We start from the raw sequence: 18,366 nt of genomic DNA on the forward strand, positions 1-18,366 counted from the left end.
TATTAAAACAGCTGCCAACCCCTTACTTTCATCCTATTGGCAGCTAAACCAAATTAACAAAATTTATATTTTTGTCTGATTTGTTTTGAAATTCAAAATATTGACAATCATGCAGCTTCAATGGATTGAACCGGGCGACCTCCTTCCTCCCGTGACTCGCGCCTGGACCGACAGAGATCCGATCCCGGGCTTGCTTGCCGCCGGCGGAGACCTGCGAGTCTCCACGCTGCTGGACGCCTATGGACATGGCATATTTCCATGGTTCAGCGATGGGCAGCCAATTCTCTGGTGGGCGCCTGATCCACGCATGGCGTTGTCTTCGTCCGATTTCAAGTTGCACCGCTCTTTGAAAAAATCTCTGCAATACTTTCGTTTGTCAAAGAACTGCGAAATTCGCATTGACCACGATTTCCAGGCCGTAATTCAAGCCTGCTCACACGCGCCACGACGCGGCCAATCCGGCACCTGGATCGTTCCAAAAATGATTTCGGCTTACATCGAATTTCATCGCGCCGGCAATGCGCACAGCATCGAGACGTGGATCGATGGAAAATTGGAAGGCGGCTTGTATTGCGTCGCCATCGGCAAGGCGGTCTTTGGCGAGTCCATGTTTGCGCGGCGTACCGACGCATCCAAGATTGCACTCGCGGCCTTGGTCTGCTTCTGCCGTCACCACGGCATCCAATTGATCGATTGCCAGCAGAACACGGCCCACCTCGCCAGCCTGGGTGCACGCGAAATCTCGCGCGCCGACTTCGTTGCACACGTCGCCCGCGTGCGCGAACAAGCAAGCCCCACGTGGCGTTTTGACCCCGTATACTGGAACGAACTCCTGCCTGCGAATCCCTCCGCACTGACGTGACGCACCTCAAGGAACTTCCGCTTCACACGTTGCAGTTCTACGCGACGGCGCCCTATCCCTGCAGCTATCTGCCGGATCGCATGGCTCGCTCGCAGGTCGCCACCCCCAGCCACCTGATCCACAACGACGCATACTCGGACCTGGTGCGCAATGGGTTCCGGCGAAGCGGGATGTTCACCTACCGGCCCTATTGCGACGGATGCACAGCCTGTGTGCCGCTGCGTGTGCGGGTCAACGACTTTCAGGCCAATCGCAGCCAGCGTCGCGCAATGTTGCGCCACGCCAACTTGCAAGTGCGGGTCCTCAAGCTGTGCTTCGTGCCGGAGCATTACCAGCTCTACCTCCGCTACCAGAACGGACGACATGCCGGAGGCGGCATGGACCACGACAGCATCGACCAGTACACCCAGTTCTTACTGCAGAGTCGCGTCAATTCACGCTTGGTGGAGTTCCGGGAGCCGCTGCCAGATGGCAGCCCTGGCGCACTCAAGATGGTGTCGATCCTCGACGTGCTGAACGACGGTATTTCCGCGGTCTACACGTTCTATGAGCCCGACCAAGGTGCCGGCTACGGTAACTATGGCGTGCTGTGGCAGATCGATCAGGCACGCAAGCTGTCGCTACCTTATGTGTACCTGGGCTATTGGATCGAAGGCAGCCCCAAGATGAACTACAAGGCGCGTTACACACCGCACGAAGTGCTGCTGGATGGCACCTGGCAGGCACGAAGCGATTTCACAAGATAAAATTGCAACCCGGCCATTCCGCGTTGCAGCACATGAGAAAAGCACAATCCGACGTCCCGGCTACACCGGTCATCCAGGTCATCGAACGCATGTTCGCGTTGATCGACGTGTTGGCGTCGCGTGAAGAAGCGATCTCGCTGAAAGAGATCAGCGAGAAGACGGGCCTCCACCCGTCGACCACTCACCGCATCCTCAACGATCTCGCCGTCGGCCGGTTTGTCGATCGCCCGGAAGCAGGCAACTACCGCCTTGGCATGCGTCTGCTGGAGCTCGGCAATCTGGTGAAGGGCCGACTGAACGTGCGCGATGCAGCGCTGACGCCGATGCGCGAGCTGCACAAGCTCACGCAACAGCCGGTCAATCTCAGCATGCGCCAGGGCGACGAGATCGTCTACATCGAACGCTCCTACAGTGAGCGGTCCGGCATGCAGGTGGTGCGGGCAATCGGCGGACGCGCACCGCTCCACCTGACCTCGACCGGCAAGCTGTTTCTGGCTGCGGATGATCCGCAGCGCGTACGCAGCTACGCCACACGGACCGGCTTGGCCGGACACACCCGCAACAGCATCACGCAGCTGCCCTTGCTGGAACGAGAGCTGGCAAAAGCGCGCCAGTACGGCATCGCCAGGGACAACGAGGAACTCGAACTCGGCGTGCGTTGCATGGCGGCGGGTATCTACGACGACCAGAACAAGCTGGTCGCCGGCCTGTCGATTTCTGCGCCAGCCGACCGCTTGGACGAAGGCTGGCTTCCCAAGCTTCAGGCCACAGCCAGTGAGATCTCGAGCGCGCTGGGCTACAGCGCTGACGCGCCCGCACTGCGCTGAAGCGCCTCATGCCGCGCAAGGCGGGCTTCCAAAGAAAAAACCACGAACAGCCGTTGGGCTGACCGTGGTTTCTGCATGTGAATACATGCCATCAGCGACCAAGACGTGATGGCTGCAGCACGCGCAACGCCATCACGCTCGTCTCGTCAATCTCCAGCGATGTGCTGCGAAGCGACGTTCTGGATGTTGGGCGCCATGAATTGAGTGGCCTCCACCCAACGACGGACACGCTCCGCATCCGCGATACGGCTGAACTTGCCGGCGGAATCCAGGAACACCATGATCAGCTTCCGGCCGGCGATCTTGACCTGCATGACCAGGCACTGGCCCGCTTCGGAGATATAGCCGGTCTTTTGCACGCCGATCTCCCAATCCGGACTCTTCACCAGGCGATTGGTCGTGTTGTATTGCAGTACGCGGTTGCCGACCTCGACCTGGTAGTTCGGCGACGTGGTCAGCTCGCGCACGGTGGCGTCGGTCGATGCCACGTTCACCAGCAGCGCCAGATCCTGCGCGCTGGACTGGTTATGAAAAGACAGCCCGGTCGGTTCGACGTAGTGCGTGTCGTTCATGCCGATGGCGCGCGCCTTGGCATTCATCATGCTCACGAACGTCGCAAGACCACCCGGATAGGTACGGCCCAGCGCATGCGCTGCGCGGTTTTCGCTGGACATCAGCGCCAGGTGAAGCAGTTCGCCGCGCGACAGCGTGGTGCCGACACGCAAACGCGAGCTGCTTCCTTTTTCGGTGTCGACGTCATCCTGCGTGATGGTGATCATTTCATCCATCGGCAGTTTGGCTTCACTGACCAGCACGCCGGTCATGAGCTTGGTCAGCGACGCAATGGGCAGCACGGCGTGATCGTTCTTGCTGAACAGAACTTCACGGGTGTCCTGATCGATCACCAGGGCAGCACTCGACTTCAGGTCGAGCGCGTCATCGGTGCGGTGCAAACCGGCCATCTGGCCGTAGGAAAGACGCGCGGGCTCAGCCACACGCACAACGGAACGCCGCTGTACCGCCACAACCGTCTTGCCATTCTTCTTGCGGATGGTGGCCACGACATTGCGGCCACCACGAACACTTTTTTCTTCGGCGGCGGCAGCACGCGTGGGCTTGGCGGCGGAAGCAGCGACCTTGCGCTTGCTGTCGCTGCTCGCAACAGACTTCTTGGCAGCTGGTGCTTCGCGCTTGGCCGCCTGGGCCGCAGGCAACAAAAACGCCGCAGTGCACAGAGCGACGGCGGCGAGACGGAATAAGGGAGACACAGGGCTGGAAACTCGGTGAAGACGGGCTTCGGGCATCAAAACTCTCCAGCGGACGAAAGGGGGGAGCCCGCAGTGTATAGAAATCAAAAAAATCGCGCAATAACAGATACTTGCGGCCCTTTCTGAATTCCAAATGAAGGATCGCCCCGTACCTCAACCTTGCGCAGCAACTCTCTCAGCTTGGCTCTGTAACTTGTTGAGCGCACTCAAATAAGCCTTGGCGGAAGCAACCACGATGTCCGGATCCGCACCGACGCCGTTCACGACGCGACCAGCGTTTTGAAGCCGAACCGTCACTTCCCCCTGGCTCTCGGTCGACCCGCTGATCGCATTCACCGAGTAGAGCACCATCTCGGCCCCACTTTGAACGTGGGACTCGATCGCCTTCAGTGAAGCATCAACCGGGCCATTTCCGTCCGACTGGCCCGTGACTTCCTTGCCCTGCACGGTGAAGACGACGCGGGCGTGTGGGCGCTCGCCGGTTTCGCTGTGCTGGGCCAGGGATACAAAACCAAACCGCTCACCAACGTTCGAACCCTCCTCGTCGCTGACCAAGGCGAGGATGTCCTCGTCAAAAATTTCGCTCTTGCGGTCGGCCAACTCCTTGAAGCGCGCGAATGCCGCGTTGATGTCGGACTCGCTTTCCATCGTCACGCCGAGTTCCAACAAGCGCTGCTTGAACGCATTGCGGCCGCTGAGCTTGCCCAGCACGATCTTGTTATTGCTCCAACCCACGTCTTCCGCCCGCATGATCTCGTAGGTATCACGCGCCTTCAGAACCCCGTCCTGATGAATGCCGGACGCGTGCGCGAACGCATTGGCGCCGACGACGGCCTTGTTCGGCTGCACGACGAAGCCGGTGGTCTGACTGACCATCCGGCTGGCCGCCAGGATGTGCTGGGTATCGATACCGAGCGTCAGCCCGAAATAGTCGCGGCGCGTCTTCACCGCCATGACGATCTCTTCGAGCGAGCAGTTGCCGGCACGCTCACCCAGGCCGTTGATCGTGCATTCGACCTGGCGTGCGCCGCCGATCTTCACGCCGGCGAGCGAATTCGCCACGGCCATGCCCAGATCGTTGTGGCAATGCACCGACCACACGGCCTTGTCGCTGTTGGGTACGCGCTCGCGCAGCGTCTTGATGAAGGTGCCGTAGAGCTCGGGAATGGCATAGCCGACGGTGTCGGGCACGTTGATGGTGGTGGCGCCTTCGGCGATCACTGCCTCGATCACGCGGCACAGGAAGTCCATGTCGCTGCGATAACCGTCTTCCGGGCTGAATTCGACGTCGCCGACCTGGTTGCGCGCGAAACGCACGGCCAGCTTCGCCTGCTCGAACACTTCGTCGGGCGACATCCGGAGCTTCTTCTCCATGTGCAGCGGCGACGTGGCGATGAAGGTGTGGATCCGACCATTGGCGGCGCCCTTGAGCGCTTCGGCGGCCCGGGCAATATCGCGGTCGTTGGCACGCGACAGGCCACAGATCGTCGAGTCCTTGATCGCATTCGCAATCAGGCGAACGGCCTCGAAGTCGCCATTCGAGCTGGCCGGAAAGCCAGCCTCGATGACGTCGACCCGCAGGCGCTCGAGCTGGCGCGCAATGCGCAGCTTCTCGTCCTTGGTCATCGAAGCGCCAGGCGATTGCTCGCCGTCACGCAGGGTGGTGTCGAAAATGATCAGCTTGTCGGTCATCGTGGATTTCCTTTTTTTCGGCACCCTGCGCTGCACGCTCAGGCTGCGGCCGCCTCGGATTGTGCGCTGCGTGCGTCGTGCCCTCGCGAGCGCTCGAGCCCCGAGACGATCGCCTTCAGCGACGCCGAGATGATGTTGGCGTCGACACCCACACCGAACAGGGTGCGCGCTTCATCGATGCGCAATTCGAGATACGCCACCGCCTGTGCGTCGGCACCGGCGCCGATCGCGTGCTGGTGGTAGTCGATCACACGAATCACGTGGCCGGTCGACGCGGCAAGCGCCTGGATGAAAGCGTCGATCGGTCCATTGCCACGGCCCTCGATCTTCCGGACTTCGCCATCCCAGGGAAGATCGGCGCGCAACACCACGGAAGCCGTAGCGCCCTCGCCCTGCTCTTCGAGCACCCGATGCTGGGGGCCCGCAGCGGACTTGAGGCGGTATTCGTTCTCGAAGAGCTGCCACAGATCGGCGGCCGTCAATTCCTTGCCCGCGACGTCCATCACACGCTGAACGACCTGCATGAACTCCATCTGCAGACGGCGCGGCATCTCGAGGCCGTACTCGCTTTCGAGCAGGTACGCCATGCCGCCCTTGCCCGACTGGCTGTTCACACGGATCACGGCTTCGTAGCTGCGGCCCACGTCCTTCGGATCGATCGGGAGGTAGGGCATGTCCCAGATGTCGCCGTCCTTGCGGGCCGCGAATGCCTTCTTGATTGCGTCCTGGTGAGAGCCGGAGAACGAGGTGTAGACGAGATCGCCCACGTACGGATGGCGAGGGTGCACCGGAATCTGATTGCAATGCTCGACCGTCGCGCGGATCTCGTCGATGTTCGAGAAGTCCAGTTCCGGCGACACGCCTTGCGTATAGAGATTGAGCGCCACATTCACGAGGTCGAGGTTGCCGGTGCGCTCACCGTTGCCGAACAGGCAGCCTTCGATGCGGTCCGCGCCAGCCATCAACGCGAACTCGCCCGCGGCGGTGCCCGTACCCCGGTCGTTGTGCGGGTGGACAGAGAGCACGATCGAATCGCGCCGGGCCAGATTGCGATGCATCCACTCGATCATGTCAGCAAAGATATTCGGCGTCGAATGCTCGACCGTCGACGGCAGATTGACGATCGCCTTGCGCTGCGGCGTCGGTGTCCAGACGTCCATCACGGCATCGACGACGCGCTTCGAAAACGCCAGGTCGGTGCCCGAGAACATCTCGGGCGAGTACTGAAAAATCCACTGCGTTGCTGGCTGCTTTGCGGCGCATTCATTGAACATGCGCGCGTGCGTCACAGCGAGTTCCACGATCTGGTCCTCGTCCATGCCCAGCACGACGCGGCGCATGATCGGCGCGACCGCGTTGTAGAGATGGACGATGGCACGCGGCGCGCCTTGGAGCGCCTCGAAGGTGCGCGTGATCAGATGGTCGCGAGCCTGCGTCAGCACCTGGATCGTCACATCATCCGGGATGCGGTCTTCCTCGATGAGGCGGCGCACGAAGTCGAATTCCACCTGCGACGCGGAAGGAAAGCCAACCTCGATTTCCTTGAAGCCGATGGCCACGAGGGTTTCGAACATGCGCATCTTGCGATCGATGTCCATCGGCTCGACCAAGGCTTGATTGCCATCGCGCAGATCGGTCGACAGCCAGATCGGCGCCTTGGTCAGAACGGCATCTGGCCAGGTACGGTCCTTGAGGCCGATCGGGGCAAATGCGCGGTACTTGGCTTGAGGTTGCTTCAACATGTCGATTTCTCTGTGGTGATGTGGATTCACCAGCAACCCCAAACAAAACGGCCCGTTGCTGGTGCGAACGGGCCGTGTCAGGGATTAACGCGTGCGCTACCTTCTCCGCCCGAAGGGGATCAGTAGTAGGGCCAGCGAAATCTGCTTCATGAGGACATCGAATTTAGCACAAAGCCGGCGGGAGCCGATCTTCGGGCTTCTACCTACTGCGTTATTTATGCAACCCGCGCTCGTCTGGTTCCTCGGTCGACATGCTGATCACGCTGACCTGCTGGCCTTTCGCCTTGCGCCATCCGTAGACAAAGAATCCACTGAGGCCATAGGCGACGAAAACACCGAACAGTACCGTCGGCGGATGGATGTTGATGACGGCGATGGCCAGCGCGATCAGCACGATCACGGCGAAAGGCACGCTCTTCTTCACCTGGACGTCCTTGAAGCTGTAGAACGGTGCGTTCGTGACCATCGACAAGCCCGCGTACAAGGTGAAAGCGAAGGTGATCCACGTGATCTGCGACCAGGACAGATACAGCACTTCTCCACCACGTTTCCCCCACTCGGTCATCAGCCAGATGAAGCCGGCGACCAATGCTGCCGCGGCCGGAGAAGGAAGCCCCTGGAACCAACGCTTGTCCACCGTTCCCGTGTTCACATTGAATCGGGCAAGCCGCAGCGCGGCGCACGCGCAGTACACGAACGCAGCAATCCAGCCCCAGCGACCCAAACCCTTGAGCGACCATTCATAGGCGATCAACGCGGGTGCGGCACCGAAAGAAACCATGTCGGACAACGAATCCATCTGCTCGCCGAACGCGCTCTGCGTGTTTGTCATGCGCGCCACGCGGCCATCGAGGCTGTCGAGGATCATCGCGGCGAAAACACCCAGCGCCGCCAAATCGAAACGGCCGTTCATGGCCATCACGATCGAATAGAAGCCGCCGAAAAGTGCAGCCAGCGTGAACAGGTTCGGCAGGATGTAGATGCCCTTGCGACGCTTGCGCGGCGGCGCATCGTCCATCACCGTATCGTCATGCATGAAAGTGGCCTCCAGCGCGGGGAAGCGCAGGGAAAAGTGCCGACGGATTCATTGCAGGACGATAGGAGCAGTACATCGGACGAGTGTAGTTCAGGCGCCATGGCGCTCCCAACGAAAAAGGCCACCCGCAAGGGTGGCCTGGTGCATGAGCCGAGGCTCGATCAGTTGCGGGTCTGGTCGACCAGCTTGTTCTTCTTGATCCAGGGCATCATCGCGCGAAGTTGCTCGCCGACGATTTCAATCTGATGCTCGGCATTGATGCGGCGACGGCTGATCAGCGCCGGTTGGCCGGCAGCGGCTTCGAGCACGAAGCTCTTGGCGTACTCGCCGGTCTGGATGTCCTTCAGCACTTGCTTCATGACCTTCTTGGTCTCGTCGGTCACGATGCGCGGGCCCGTGACGTACTCACCATATTCGGCGTTGTTCGAGATCGAGTAGTTCATGTTGGCGATGCCGCCTTCATAAATCAGGTCGACGATCAGCTTTAGCTCGTGCAGGCATTCGAAGTACGCCATTTCAGGCGCGTAGCCGGCTTCAACCAGCGTCTCGAAACCGGCCTTGATAAGTTCGACCGTGCCGCCGCACAGAACCGCTTGTTCGCCGAACAGGTCGGTCTCGGTTTCTTCGCGGAAGTTCGTTTCGATGATGCCGGCCTTGCCGCCACCGTTGGCCGTCGCGTAGCTCAGTGCGAGGTCACGCGCCTTGCCGGTCTTGTCCTGATGCACGGCCACGAGGTGAGGCACGCCGCCGCCTTGGGTGTACGTGCTGCGCACGGTATGGCCGGGCGCCTTCGGAGCGACCATCCAGACATCGAGGTCGGCGCGCGGCTGCACGAAGCCGTAGTGCACGTTGAAGCCATGGGCGAAGACGAGCGAAGCACCTTCCTTGATGTTCGGGGCGACGTCGTTCTTGTAGACGTTCGCGATCTGCTCGTCGGGCAGCAGGATCATGACGACGTCGGCCGATTTCACGGCTTCAGCGACTTCGGCGACTTTCAGGCCGGCCTTCTCGACCTTCGGCCATGAAGCGCCACCCTTGCGCAGACCAACCACGACTTTCACGCCGCTGTCGTTCAGGTTCTGTGCGTGCGCATGGCCTTGCGAGCCGTAGCCGATGATCGCCACGGTCTTGCCCTTGATGAGGCTGAGATCGGCGTCCTTGTCGTAGTAAACCTTCATGATGTTCTCCAGATAGATGCTTTGGTGCAGTGGTTGTTGCCGTTCGTGCTGAGCCTGTCGAAGGGCTCAATGCAGTCCTTGCGCGAGCAAGGGCTTCGACAGACTCAGCCCGAACGAGCGGCGGCTGAGCCCCGATACATCGCGATCAGACCCGCAGGATGCGCTCGCCGCGGCCGATGCCGCTGGCGCCTGTGCGCACGGTTTCGAGGATCGCCCCACGATCGATCGCCTCGAGAAAGGCGTCGTTCTTGCCGTGGTCACCGGTCAACTCGATGGTGTAGCTCTTGTCGGTCACGTCGATGATGCGACCGCGGAAGATCTCCGCCATGCGCATCATTTCCTCGCGCTCCTTGCCCACCGCACGCACCTTGACCATCATGAGCTCGCGCTCGGTATAGGCACCTTCGGTGAGATCGACGACCTTCACGACCTCGATCAGCCGGTTCAGATGCTTGGTGATCTGCTCGATCACGTCATCCGACCCGGCGGTGACGATGGTCATCCGCGAAAGACTTGGGTCCTCGGTCGGCGCCACGGTGAGCGATTCGATGTTGTAGCCGCGGGCCGAGAACAGGCCCACGACGCGGGAGAGAGCGCCGGGCTCGTTCTCCAACAGGACGGCAATGATGTGTTTCATGTGTGCGAACTCCTCTTTTCGCCGCCCTCCCCCACGCACGGTAATGCGCGGGCTCGGCGGACAATAGATTCGTCGAAAAGTGTGGCGAAACCGGGCTATTTTCGAGCCCGGAACTCAGGTATCAGAGGTCCTCGGACCCCAGCAGCATCTCGGTGATGCCCATTCCCGCCTTGACCATCGGGAACACGTTCTCGGTCGGATCGGTGCGGAAATCCATGAAGACCGTACGGTCCTTGAGCTTGCGAGCCTCGCGCAGCGCGGGCTCGACGTCCTGCGGACGCTCGATCAGCATGCCGACGTGACCGTAGGCCTCAGCCAACTTCACGAAGTTGGGCAGCGCGTCCATGTAGCTGTGGCTGTAGCGACCGGAATATTCGATCTCCTGCCACTGACGCACCATCCCGAGGTAGCGGTTGTTGAGCGCGCAGATCTTGATCGGCGTGTTGTATTGCAGGCAGGTCGACAGCTCCTGGATGCACATCTGCACCGAGCCTTCGCCGGTGATGGTGAACACCTCGGATTCCGGCTTCGCAAGCTTGATGCCCATTGCATACGGAATACCCACACCCATCGTACCCAGGCCACCCGAGTTGATCCAGCGGCGCGGCTCGTCGAAGCGGTAGTACTGCGCAGCCCACATCTGGTGCTGGCCGACGTCGGACGTGATGTAGGTGTCGGCGTCCTTGGTCATGTTCCAGAGCGTCTCGACCACGTACTGGGGCTTGATGACGTCCTTGTTGCCACGGTCGTAGTTCAGGCAATCCTTGCTGCGCCACGCTTCGATGGTCTTCCACCAATCGGCAAGCGCACCGGCGTCGGGCTTCTGCGACGCTTCCCGGATCATCGAAATCAGTTCAGTCAGCACGTCCTTCACGTCGCCGACGATCGGGATGTCGACCTTCACACGCTTCGAGATGCTCGACGGATCGATGTCGATGTGGATGATCTTGCGCTCGTTCTGAGCGAAGTGTTTCGGATTGCCGATCACGCGGTCATCGAAGCGCGCACCAACCGCGAGCAGCACATCGCAGTTCTGCATTGCGTTGTTCGCCTCGACGGTGCCGTGCATGCCCAGCATCCCCAGGAACTTTCGATCGCTCGCCGGATAGGCGCCCAGGCCCATCAACGTGTTGGTGACGGGGTAGCAGAGCATGTCGACCAGGGTGCGCAGTTCGTTGGTCGCATTGCCCAACAGAACGCCACCGCCCGTGTAGATGTACGGGCGCTTGGCAGCCAGCAACAACTGCAACGCCTTGCGGATCTGGCCCCCGTGCCCTTTGCGAACCGGGTTGTACGAACGCATTTCGACCTTATCGGGATAACCCGAGTAGGTCACTTTCTTGAAGGACACATCCTTCGGCACATCGACCACCACCGGCCCGGGACGACCGGTGCGGGCGATGTGAAATGCCTTCTTCATGGTCATCGCCAGATCCTTGGGATCTTTGACGAGGAAATTGTGCTTCACGATCGGGCGTGTGATGCCCACCGTGTCGCATTCTTGAAACGCATCCTGGCCGATCGCCGCTGTCGGGACTTGACCCGCGATGATCACCATCGGGATCGAATCCATGTACGCGGTCGCGATACCGGTCACCGCATTGGTCAACCCCGGGCCGGAGGTGACGAGCGCTACGCCCACTTCACCGGTGGCGCGGGCAAAACCGTCGGCCGCGTGCACTGCAGCCTGCTCGTGACGTACCAGCACATGCTGGATGGTGTCCTGCTTGTAGAACGCGTCGTAGATGTACAGAACGGCGCCGCCCGGGTAACCCCAGATGTAGTTCACGCCTTCAGCCTGGAGTGCCTTGACCAGCACTTCAGCACCTGAGAGTTCTTGTGTTTGATTGCCGGCTGCAGATGCTGCAGCCGCGGAAGCGAGTTCCGCCTTCGAGATTTCCATGATGAACCTTTGCGTTTTTTCGGGAACGAAAAACCTTGGGTGCCCCTTGCCAGCCCTTGTGAGACCGCGTCGGGACTTGAGGCCAAAGCCATGGGCGGACTGATGTTCCGCCGGACCGTGACCCGTTTGCCTTTTGACTTGCGGGGCGGATTATGACATCTGTTGCGCAACAACCCCAGGCGGCAAAGCCTTCCACACCACGATGCCATAATTCGCATCGACCTAAAAACGACGAAACGCCCCCACCTGCGTCGCGACGCGCCCCTCTGCTTGGCCACCGAAAAAGAACTCTCCGATTTCCTGAAAAGTGTGGAACGACGCGCATTCAAGCGGTCGGTCTATCACGTGCGGGACGACGAAGCCGCCCTCGACATCGTGCAGGACAGCATGATGAAGCTGTCGGAGCACTACGGGGACAAGCCGGCGGGGGAGTTGCCGATGCTGTTCCAGCGAATCCTCTCGAACTGCACCCTGGACTGGTTCCGTCGGCAGAAAACGCGGCGTGCGCTGTTCTCGAATCTCAGCGATTTCGAGACGGCAGATGGCGACGATGGCGATTTCGATCTGCTCGAGAATTTCGTTTCGCCGACCGACTCTCGTGAATCGGAAAGCGCAGAAGACACCACACGCCGCGCTCAAGTTTTTCATCAGATAGAGGAAGAGATCAGTGCGTTGCCAGGCCGTCAACGAGAGGCTTTCCTGATGCGTTACTGGGAAGACATGGACGTCGCCGAGACAGCCGCAGCAATGGGCTGCTCCGAAGGCAGCGTCAAAACCCACTGCTCTCGGGCAGTCCATGCCTTGAGCAAAGCGCTCAAGGCCAAGGGAATATCGCTATGAACACCTTGCCTTCCTCTAAAGCTGAAGCGCTAGAAGAGCAGTTTGGCCGCCGCGTCGCGGCCCGACTGTCTGCTGGAAACAACGAATTGCCTCACGACATCAGCGAACGCCTCCGAGTTGCGCGTACGCAAGCCATGGCGAAGCGAAAGCTCGCGCCAGAGATGCGGGCGGCGTCTACAGCCCACGTCGCGGGGGGAACGGTGACGCTTGGCGGTGGCGGCTGGTGGTGGACACGCATTGGTGCCGCCTTGCCACTCGTTGCACTCGTTGGCGGCCTGATCGCCATCAACGTGGTGCAGGCCGAAAACCGTGCACGTGAGCTGGCCGATGTCGACTCGGCATTGTTGACCGACGATCTTCCGCCCGCTGCATACACGGACCCGGGCTTCGCACAGTTCCTCAAGTCCGAAGCATCCGCCGACAAGAACTGATTACTGAAAAACGCCGCGACAACACATGCCCCTCTTCTCTGCCACGCCACTGGACGAGCCTGCCGCGCGCGCCAAGGGTCGGCTCACATGGGTCCGGGCACGCGCAATGACACTGTGCGGCTTTGCAGCGGCGTGCACCGTTCTGGCCATGGCGCAGGTGAAGCCAGCAGCAACCGGTGAAAGCGCCACTGCAGACAAGTCGGTACGCAGCGCAACTTCACACCCGCTCTGGAAGGAACTGTCTGCCAGCCAGCAACAGGCCTTGCTGCCGCTGGCGTTGCATTGGGACAGCCTCAGCAGCGGACACAAGCGCAAATGGCTGGCGTTGTCACGAAACCACAACAAGCTGTCGCCAGCAGAGCAAGCCAAACTGCACAGCCGGATGAGCGACTGGGCGGGCCTCAGCCAGCAGGAGCGCGCTCAGGCCAGGTTCAATTTCGACGAGGTCAAGCAGATCCCGAGCGACGAGCGCAAGGCCAAGTGGGAAGCCTATCAAGCGCTCAGTGAAAAAGAACGACGTGCGCTCGCAGAGCGGGCGACCACGGCGCACGCACCTGGCGCAACTGCCACCGCGCGCCCTGTCCCGCAGCAGAAGCTTGCGCCGGTCCCGGCCAATGCAGTCAAGATGCAGCACAGCGCGCGCATCGAGTTGGCCCCGACGCCTGCTGATATCGAATCCACATCGGCAGAGTCATCCTCAGCAGCGACAATCACTGCGCCGTTGACGACGGCCGCGCCTGCATCGGCGCGTACGCCGCCGGTGCCTGTCACCGAGCAACCTTCATCCGCTCCCTGACACAGCCGTCGATGGTCACCAACAGCCCATACGAAGCTTCATCCGCACTCTCGCCGACAGCCTCTGATCCGAAGGCTGCAAACAGCACGACGCCTTTGGCCGTACAGCGCCCACCGACACCCGGCCTGTGGCGCCGGATGGCTTGCTGGCTCTACGAGGGCATGCTCATGTTCGCGGTCGTTTTTATCGCCGGATGGTTGTTCAGCACGCTGGGGCAGATGCGCGATGCGATGGACACGCGACGCCACTTGCTCCAGGCCTTCCTTTTTGTGGTCTTCGGCATCTATTTCGTCTATTTCTGGTCAAAAGGTCAAACCTTGGCCATGAAAACCTGGGGCATTCGCATTGTCGATACGCGCGGCCGCCCCGTTACGCAGGCGCGCGCGCTGTTGCGCTATTTGCTGGCCTGGTTATGGTTTTTGCCGCCATTGGCAGCGCTCGCACCTTTCAAGCTTTCCGGCGGTGAGTCCGTCCTCATGATCTCCGGGTGGATCGCTGTCTGGGCGCTTCTTGCACGATTTCATCCGGAAAGCCAGTTTTGGCACGACGCCTGGGCCGGCACTCGCCTGATTGCGGCGCGCCCAGTCAACCCATGAATTCATGAGCAAACCCGATTCCGCGGTCAATCCGCAAAAGGCCCGCAGCGGATTTGATCGCGTCTGGCACGCAGGGCTCATTTCGCTCGCAGGTCTCCGTGCCGGCTGGAGCGAGCCAGCGTTTCGGCAAGAAGCGATTGCGGCAATCGTATTGCTTCCGGCCGCCTTCTGGCTCGGTGAGCACTGGACGGAAACAGCGCTGCTGGCGGGCAGCGTGCTGCTCGTCATGATCGTTGAATTGCTCAATACCGCCGTTGAAGCCGCGATCGATCGCATCGGGCCGGAATGGCACGACCTTTCCAAGCGCGCCAAGGACATGGGTAGTGCGGCAGTGCTCCTGTCGCTACTCCTTGCAGGCGGCATCTGGGTCGGGGCAATCTGGCAGCACTTCGGCAGCTAAGGTCAGTCCGATCGGGGCATGATCGAGGGATGACTCCAGCATTTTCAGTTTGTGTGTATTGCGGCTCGCGCTCCGGTGAGCGTCCTGAATTCGCGGCTGCGGCCGAAACCGTTGGCCGGTGGATCGGCGAACACCATGGGCAACTCGTCTACGGCGGTGGCCGAACCGGCTTGATGGGAACAGTGGCTGAAGCCACTCGCGCGGCTGGCGGGCGTGTGGTCGGAGTGATTCCCAAGGCGCTGGTCGACAAGGAATTGGCAAACCGACTGTGCGATGAACTCCACATCGTCGACACCATGCACGAGCGCAAGGCCATGATGGGGGAACGCGCGGATGCCTTCGTCGCACTGCCCGGCGGCATCGGCACCTTTGAAGAGCTGTTCGAAATCTGGACGTGGCGACAGCTTGGCTACCACGACAAGCCCATCGGCATCCTCAACGTTGCAGGCTATTACGACGCACTGCTTGCTTTTCTGGGCAGCAGCGTTCGAGATGGCCTGATGAACGATTGGCAGATGGGCTTGATGCGCACCGGCAATGACGCCAAGGACTTGCTCGAAGCCATGGTCGACGAAGCGGCCCGGCGCCCCAAGGGCGACCGGCTCGCCAACATCGTCTAGACCGCTGCTTCGTCCTGCTCGCCTGTACGGATGCGAACCACCCGTTCGACATCGGTGACGAAGATCTTGCCGTCGCCGATCTTGCCCGTACGGGCCGCCAGGATGATTGCCTCGATGGAACGGTCGACGTCCGCCTCGTTGACGACCACCTCGACCTTCATCTTGGGCAGAAAGTCGATGACGTACTCGGCCCCACGGTACAACTCGGTATGCCCCTTCTGCCTTCCGAACCCCTTGGCTTCGGTCACAGTCAGGCCACTCACACCGATGGCGGACAACGCCTCCCTCACATCGTCAAGCTTGAACGGTTTGACGATGACGGTTATCAACTTCATAGACACCTTCCCAAAATGATTGTTTTAAAAGTCCGATTACAGGCTAGGGACAATCGTCGCTCAAAAGCAGCGCTTCGGCTTTCAACGGCCCTCGAAACACGGCATTAGCACACACTGTTACGCTTCTTTTTGTTTCAAGTCGCGATACCTCCCCCGGAGCAAACTTGGCCGCCCCCGTTTTTCGAATTCACAGCGCTCCTTCTGAAATTTCGGCTGCAGCATGGAATGAGTTGCTTGCAACGCAAGCGTCGCAGAGCCCGTTCATGAGGCACGAATACCTGAATGCCCTTCACGAGAGCGGCAGCGCTACGTCCGAATCCGGCTGGACGGCCCAATTCGCAACGCTCTGGCAAGGAAAAAAGATGACAGCGGCGTGTCCGCTGTATCTCAAGAGCCATTCCTATGGCGAATATGTTTTCGACTGGGCGTGGGCCAATGCATACGAACAGCACGGACTGGCTTACTACCCCAAGGCCGTGGTGTCGGTGCCGTTCACGCCAGTTCCGGGCGCCCGGCTTCTGGCGCAGGATGCGGACAGCCGGGCTCTGCTGATTCAGGGGCTTGTCCAGTGGTGTGAACAAGCCGGCATGTCATCGTTGCACCTGCTTTTCGGCGCGGACGACGACATCAGCGGCTGCGAGAGCGCCGGATTGATGCTGCGCCACACCGTCCAGTTTCATTGGACGAACGAGGCGCCATCGAGAAACACGCATGCCCTCCCCGCCGAAGACGCGGCTACCGCCATCCCGGCCGAGCAGGCGCGTTACAGCGATTTCGAAGCCTTCCTTGGCAGCCTGTCCCACGACAAGCGCAAGAAGATCCGGCAGGAACGCCGAAAAGTAGCGGATGCAGGCGTCACCTTCCGATGGTCGCGGGGCACCGACATCGACGAAGCAGACTGGGATTTTTTCTATCGATGCTACGCACGCACCTACCGTGAACACGGCAACGCTCCATACCTGACCCGCGACTTCTTTCAGCGAATGGCAGCCACGATGCCGGAATCGTGGCTGCTGTTCATCGCGCAGCGAGAAGGCCGGCCCATCGCGTCGAGCCTGATCGCGCTGTCTGCCGATGGCTTGGACGACGGCGCACCGGAGGTCGCTTACGGTCGCTACTGGGGTGCGATCGAGCGCGTCGACTGCCTGCATTTCGAGGCTTGCTACTACCAGCCGCTGCAATGGTGCATCGCGCATGGCGTGCGCCGCTTCGAAGGCGGCGCACAAGGCGAACACAAGATGGCTCGCGCCTTGATGCCCGTCAAGACGACCAGTGCACATTGGCTGGCGCACCCGGCGTTTGCCGACGCCGTCGAACGCTTCCTGGAGCGCGAAGGCGCGGGCATCGAAAACTACATCGACCACCTCGGCGAGCGCAGCCCCTTCAAGTCGCAGGGCTGACGGGGCGCCGACGGGCACGCCCCAGCTTGCGCCGCCCGGTCTGCGTCAGCACACGCACACCGTATTCGACGAACGCCCTGGCCAATGCAGGCAATGTGCGCCCATCGAGCGACAGCAGTTGCAGCCGCCGTTGCTGCAACTGCGGGTCGCTGAAAGGCCGGGCAACCAGCGTTCCCGCGTCGATCAGGTGCACCACGGTGTGATGGCCGGCCAGCACGATGTCCGGCGCCTGCATCAATGGCAGCAGCGCAGCCGAAAAATTGCTGACGAAATTTGCACGGTACTGGAGCCCTTGCTCACTGCAGGCGAGATCGAACAGCTGGCGCGTCGTGGTCACCCCACGGCTTCCTACGGCCAGGGGATAGCGCACGACCTCCGCCACCTGCACCACACGCTGTGGCGCAAGCGGGTGGTCCGGTGCCATCACCGCGTAGACAGGCGCGGTCATCGTGCATTCGACGCGAAGCCCGGGCTCCGGTGCCACGACATACTTGAGACCGAGGTCTGCCTCACCGCGCATCAGCAGCGAGCTGACCTCGTCCGGCGCACCGACATGCAGTTCGAACTGGCTGCGCGGATGCGCCGCCTGGAACGCCCGCATCATGCCGGGCATCAAGTTACCGGCGAATCCTTCCGTGCAGGCGACACGGATGCGGCCCGCGCTTTGGTGACCCAGATCCCTCACCTGCTCGATCACTTGCTCCGCATCGAGCAGCGCATTCCGCAGATGCGCGGCCAGCCGCTCGCCAGCGGGCGTCAGCACCATGCCGCGCGTGCGGCGCTCGAACAGCGGCGTACCGAGTCCGTCCTCCAGTTTCGCGATCTGGCGACTGACGGCGGACGCGGCCACGAACAGACGCGCCGCAGCCTGGTTGACCGAGCCGCTGTGCGCTACCTCCATGAAATAGCGCATCGGAATGGCGAGCAAGGGTGTCATCGGCAGGCTCCACGCAGGATTCGGTATTGCTTTCAAGGCAATGGTAGCTTGCCAAATCGATAGTGCCAGCAACGCCGATCCGGCCTTCTACTTGCATGCGTTCCCAGCCAAAAGGAAGCC

The 18,366-nt window shown here is 61.0% G+C and carries 19 protein-coding genes; 10 read left to right on the plus strand and 9 right to left on the minus strand.

The genetic code is table 11. The features are described 5' to 3' along the window. The first annotated feature begins 109 nt into the window (after positions 1–109). The 3 genes from aat to AC07PZ_RS08205 are packed head-to-tail and all read left to right on the plus strand — an operon-like array spanning position 110 to position 2,435. Entirely contained in the window at positions 110–862 is a 753-nt protein-coding gene (aat, locus tag AC07PZ_RS08195) for a leucyl/phenylalanyl-tRNA--protein transferase (protein ID WP_495294575.1), read from the plus strand. Beyond that, positions 859–1,608, plus strand: a complete 750-nt coding sequence (locus AC07PZ_RS08200) for an arginyltransferase (protein WP_495294576.1) — start codon at positions 859–861, stop codon at positions 1,606–1,608. Before aat ends, AC07PZ_RS08200 begins: the two co-directional genes overlap by 4 nt. 32 nt (positions 1,609–1,640) lie before the next feature. Beyond that, positions 1,641–2,435 carry an IclR family transcriptional regulator gene (locus tag AC07PZ_RS08205; RefSeq protein ID WP_495295142.1) on the plus strand — a complete coding sequence of 265 codons (795 nt, stop codon included), beginning with the start codon at positions 1,641–1,643 and terminating at the stop codon, positions 2,433–2,435. 146 nt (positions 2,436–2,581) lie between these two features. Here the strand turns inward: AC07PZ_RS08205 and AC07PZ_RS08210 are convergent, their stop codons facing one another. The 7 genes from AC07PZ_RS08210 to AC07PZ_RS08240 all read right to left on the minus strand — a co-directional run bounded on the left by AC07PZ_RS08210 (position 2,582) and on the right by AC07PZ_RS08240 (position 11,891). Continuing rightward, positions 2,582–3,739 (minus strand): serine hydrolase, encoded by a 1,158-nt coding sequence (locus AC07PZ_RS08210; RefSeq protein WP_495294577.1) that lies wholly within the window; start codon positions 3,737–3,739, stop codon positions 2,582–2,584. A 117-nt stretch (positions 3,740–3,856) separates the two neighbouring features. Further along, complete coding sequence (locus AC07PZ_RS08215; RefSeq protein WP_495294578.1) at positions 3,857–5,395, minus strand: 2-isopropylmalate synthase; 1,539 nt, start codon at positions 5,393–5,395, stop codon at positions 3,857–3,859. Positions 5,396–5,433: 38 nt separating this feature from the next. Further along, the gene (leuA, locus tag AC07PZ_RS08220; RefSeq protein ID WP_495294579.1) at positions 5,434–7,137 is read right to left on the minus strand and encodes a 2-isopropylmalate synthase; all 1,704 of its coding nucleotides are present in this window, start codon (positions 7,135–7,137) and stop codon (positions 5,434–5,436) included. 211 nt (positions 7,138–7,348) lie between these two features. Next, on the minus strand, positions 7,349–8,173 hold the full coding sequence (gene pssA / locus AC07PZ_RS08225) for a CDP-diacylglycerol--serine O-phosphatidyltransferase (RefSeq protein WP_495294580.1): 825 nt from the start codon (positions 8,171–8,173) through the stop codon (positions 7,349–7,351). A 161-nt stretch (positions 8,174–8,334) separates the two neighbouring features. Next, positions 8,335–9,351, minus strand: a complete 1,017-nt coding sequence (gene ilvC / locus AC07PZ_RS08230) for a ketol-acid reductoisomerase (protein WP_495294581.1) — start codon at positions 9,349–9,351, stop codon at positions 8,335–8,337. Positions 9,352–9,496: 145 nt separating this feature from the next. After that, on the minus strand, positions 9,497–9,988 hold the full coding sequence (ilvN, locus tag AC07PZ_RS08235) for an acetolactate synthase small subunit (protein WP_076998466.1): 492 nt from the start codon (positions 9,986–9,988) through the stop codon (positions 9,497–9,499). Positions 9,989–10,109: 121 nt separating this feature from the next. Continuing rightward, entirely contained in the window at positions 10,110–11,891 is a 1,782-nt protein-coding gene (locus AC07PZ_RS08240) for an acetolactate synthase 3 catalytic subunit (protein WP_495294582.1), read from the minus strand. Between the two features lie 270 nt (positions 11,892–12,161). On the opposite strand from AC07PZ_RS08240, the gene AC07PZ_RS08245 reads away from it, so the two are divergent. From AC07PZ_RS08245 to AC07PZ_RS08270, 6 genes are read left to right on the plus strand one after another with little or no spacing between them, the layout of a single operon-like run. Beyond that, entirely contained in the window at positions 12,162–12,731 is a 570-nt protein-coding gene (locus AC07PZ_RS08245; protein WP_495295143.1) for an RNA polymerase sigma factor, read from the plus strand. After that, positions 12,728–13,162, plus strand: a complete 435-nt coding sequence (locus tag AC07PZ_RS08250) for a DUF3619 family protein (protein ID WP_495294583.1) — start codon at positions 12,728–12,730, stop codon at positions 13,160–13,162. Before AC07PZ_RS08245 ends, AC07PZ_RS08250 begins: the two co-directional genes overlap by 4 nt. Before the next feature lie 25 nt (positions 13,163–13,187). Beyond that, on the plus strand, positions 13,188–13,958 hold the full coding sequence (locus tag AC07PZ_RS08255; protein ID WP_495294584.1) for a DUF3106 domain-containing protein: 771 nt from the start codon (positions 13,188–13,190) through the stop codon (positions 13,956–13,958). Positions 13,959–13,969: 11 nt separating this feature from the next. Then, positions 13,970–14,554 carry an RDD family protein gene (locus tag AC07PZ_RS08260; protein ID WP_495294585.1) on the plus strand — a complete coding sequence of 195 codons (585 nt, stop codon included), beginning with the start codon at positions 13,970–13,972 and terminating at the stop codon, positions 14,552–14,554. A 4-nt stretch (positions 14,555–14,558) separates the two neighbouring features. Beyond that, positions 14,559–14,954, plus strand: coding sequence for a diacylglycerol kinase (locus AC07PZ_RS08265; protein WP_495294586.1), 396 nt, complete (start codon positions 14,559–14,561; stop codon positions 14,952–14,954). 29 nt (positions 14,955–14,983) lie between these two features. Next, positions 14,984–15,574, plus strand: a complete 591-nt coding sequence (locus AC07PZ_RS08270) for an LOG family protein (RefSeq protein ID WP_495294587.1) — start codon at positions 14,984–14,986, stop codon at positions 15,572–15,574. On the opposite strand, the gene AC07PZ_RS08275 is transcribed toward AC07PZ_RS08270, so the two are convergent. Continuing rightward, positions 15,571–15,909, minus strand: coding sequence for a P-II family nitrogen regulator (locus AC07PZ_RS08275; RefSeq protein ID WP_495294588.1), 339 nt, complete (start codon positions 15,907–15,909; stop codon positions 15,571–15,573). The two genes, AC07PZ_RS08270 and AC07PZ_RS08275, sit on opposite strands and share 4 nt — an antisense overlap. A gap of 164 nt (positions 15,910–16,073) precedes the next feature. On the opposite strand from AC07PZ_RS08275, the gene AC07PZ_RS08280 reads away from it, so the two are divergent. Further along, a complete protein-coding gene (locus AC07PZ_RS08280; RefSeq protein ID WP_495294589.1) occupies positions 16,074–17,309 on the plus strand; it encodes a GNAT family N-acetyltransferase in 1,236 nt (411 codons plus the stop codon). Here AC07PZ_RS08280 and AC07PZ_RS08285 read toward each other — a convergent pair. Next, the gene (locus AC07PZ_RS08285; RefSeq protein WP_495295144.1) at positions 17,293–18,246 is read right to left on the minus strand and encodes a LysR family transcriptional regulator; all 954 of its coding nucleotides are present in this window, start codon (positions 18,244–18,246) and stop codon (positions 17,293–17,295) included. The genes AC07PZ_RS08280 and AC07PZ_RS08285 overlap by 17 nt on opposite strands. Positions 18,247–18,366 lie beyond the last annotated feature (120 nt).

The sequence above is a fragment of the Variovorax sp. GW821-FHT10B04 genome, assembly GCF_059415645.1.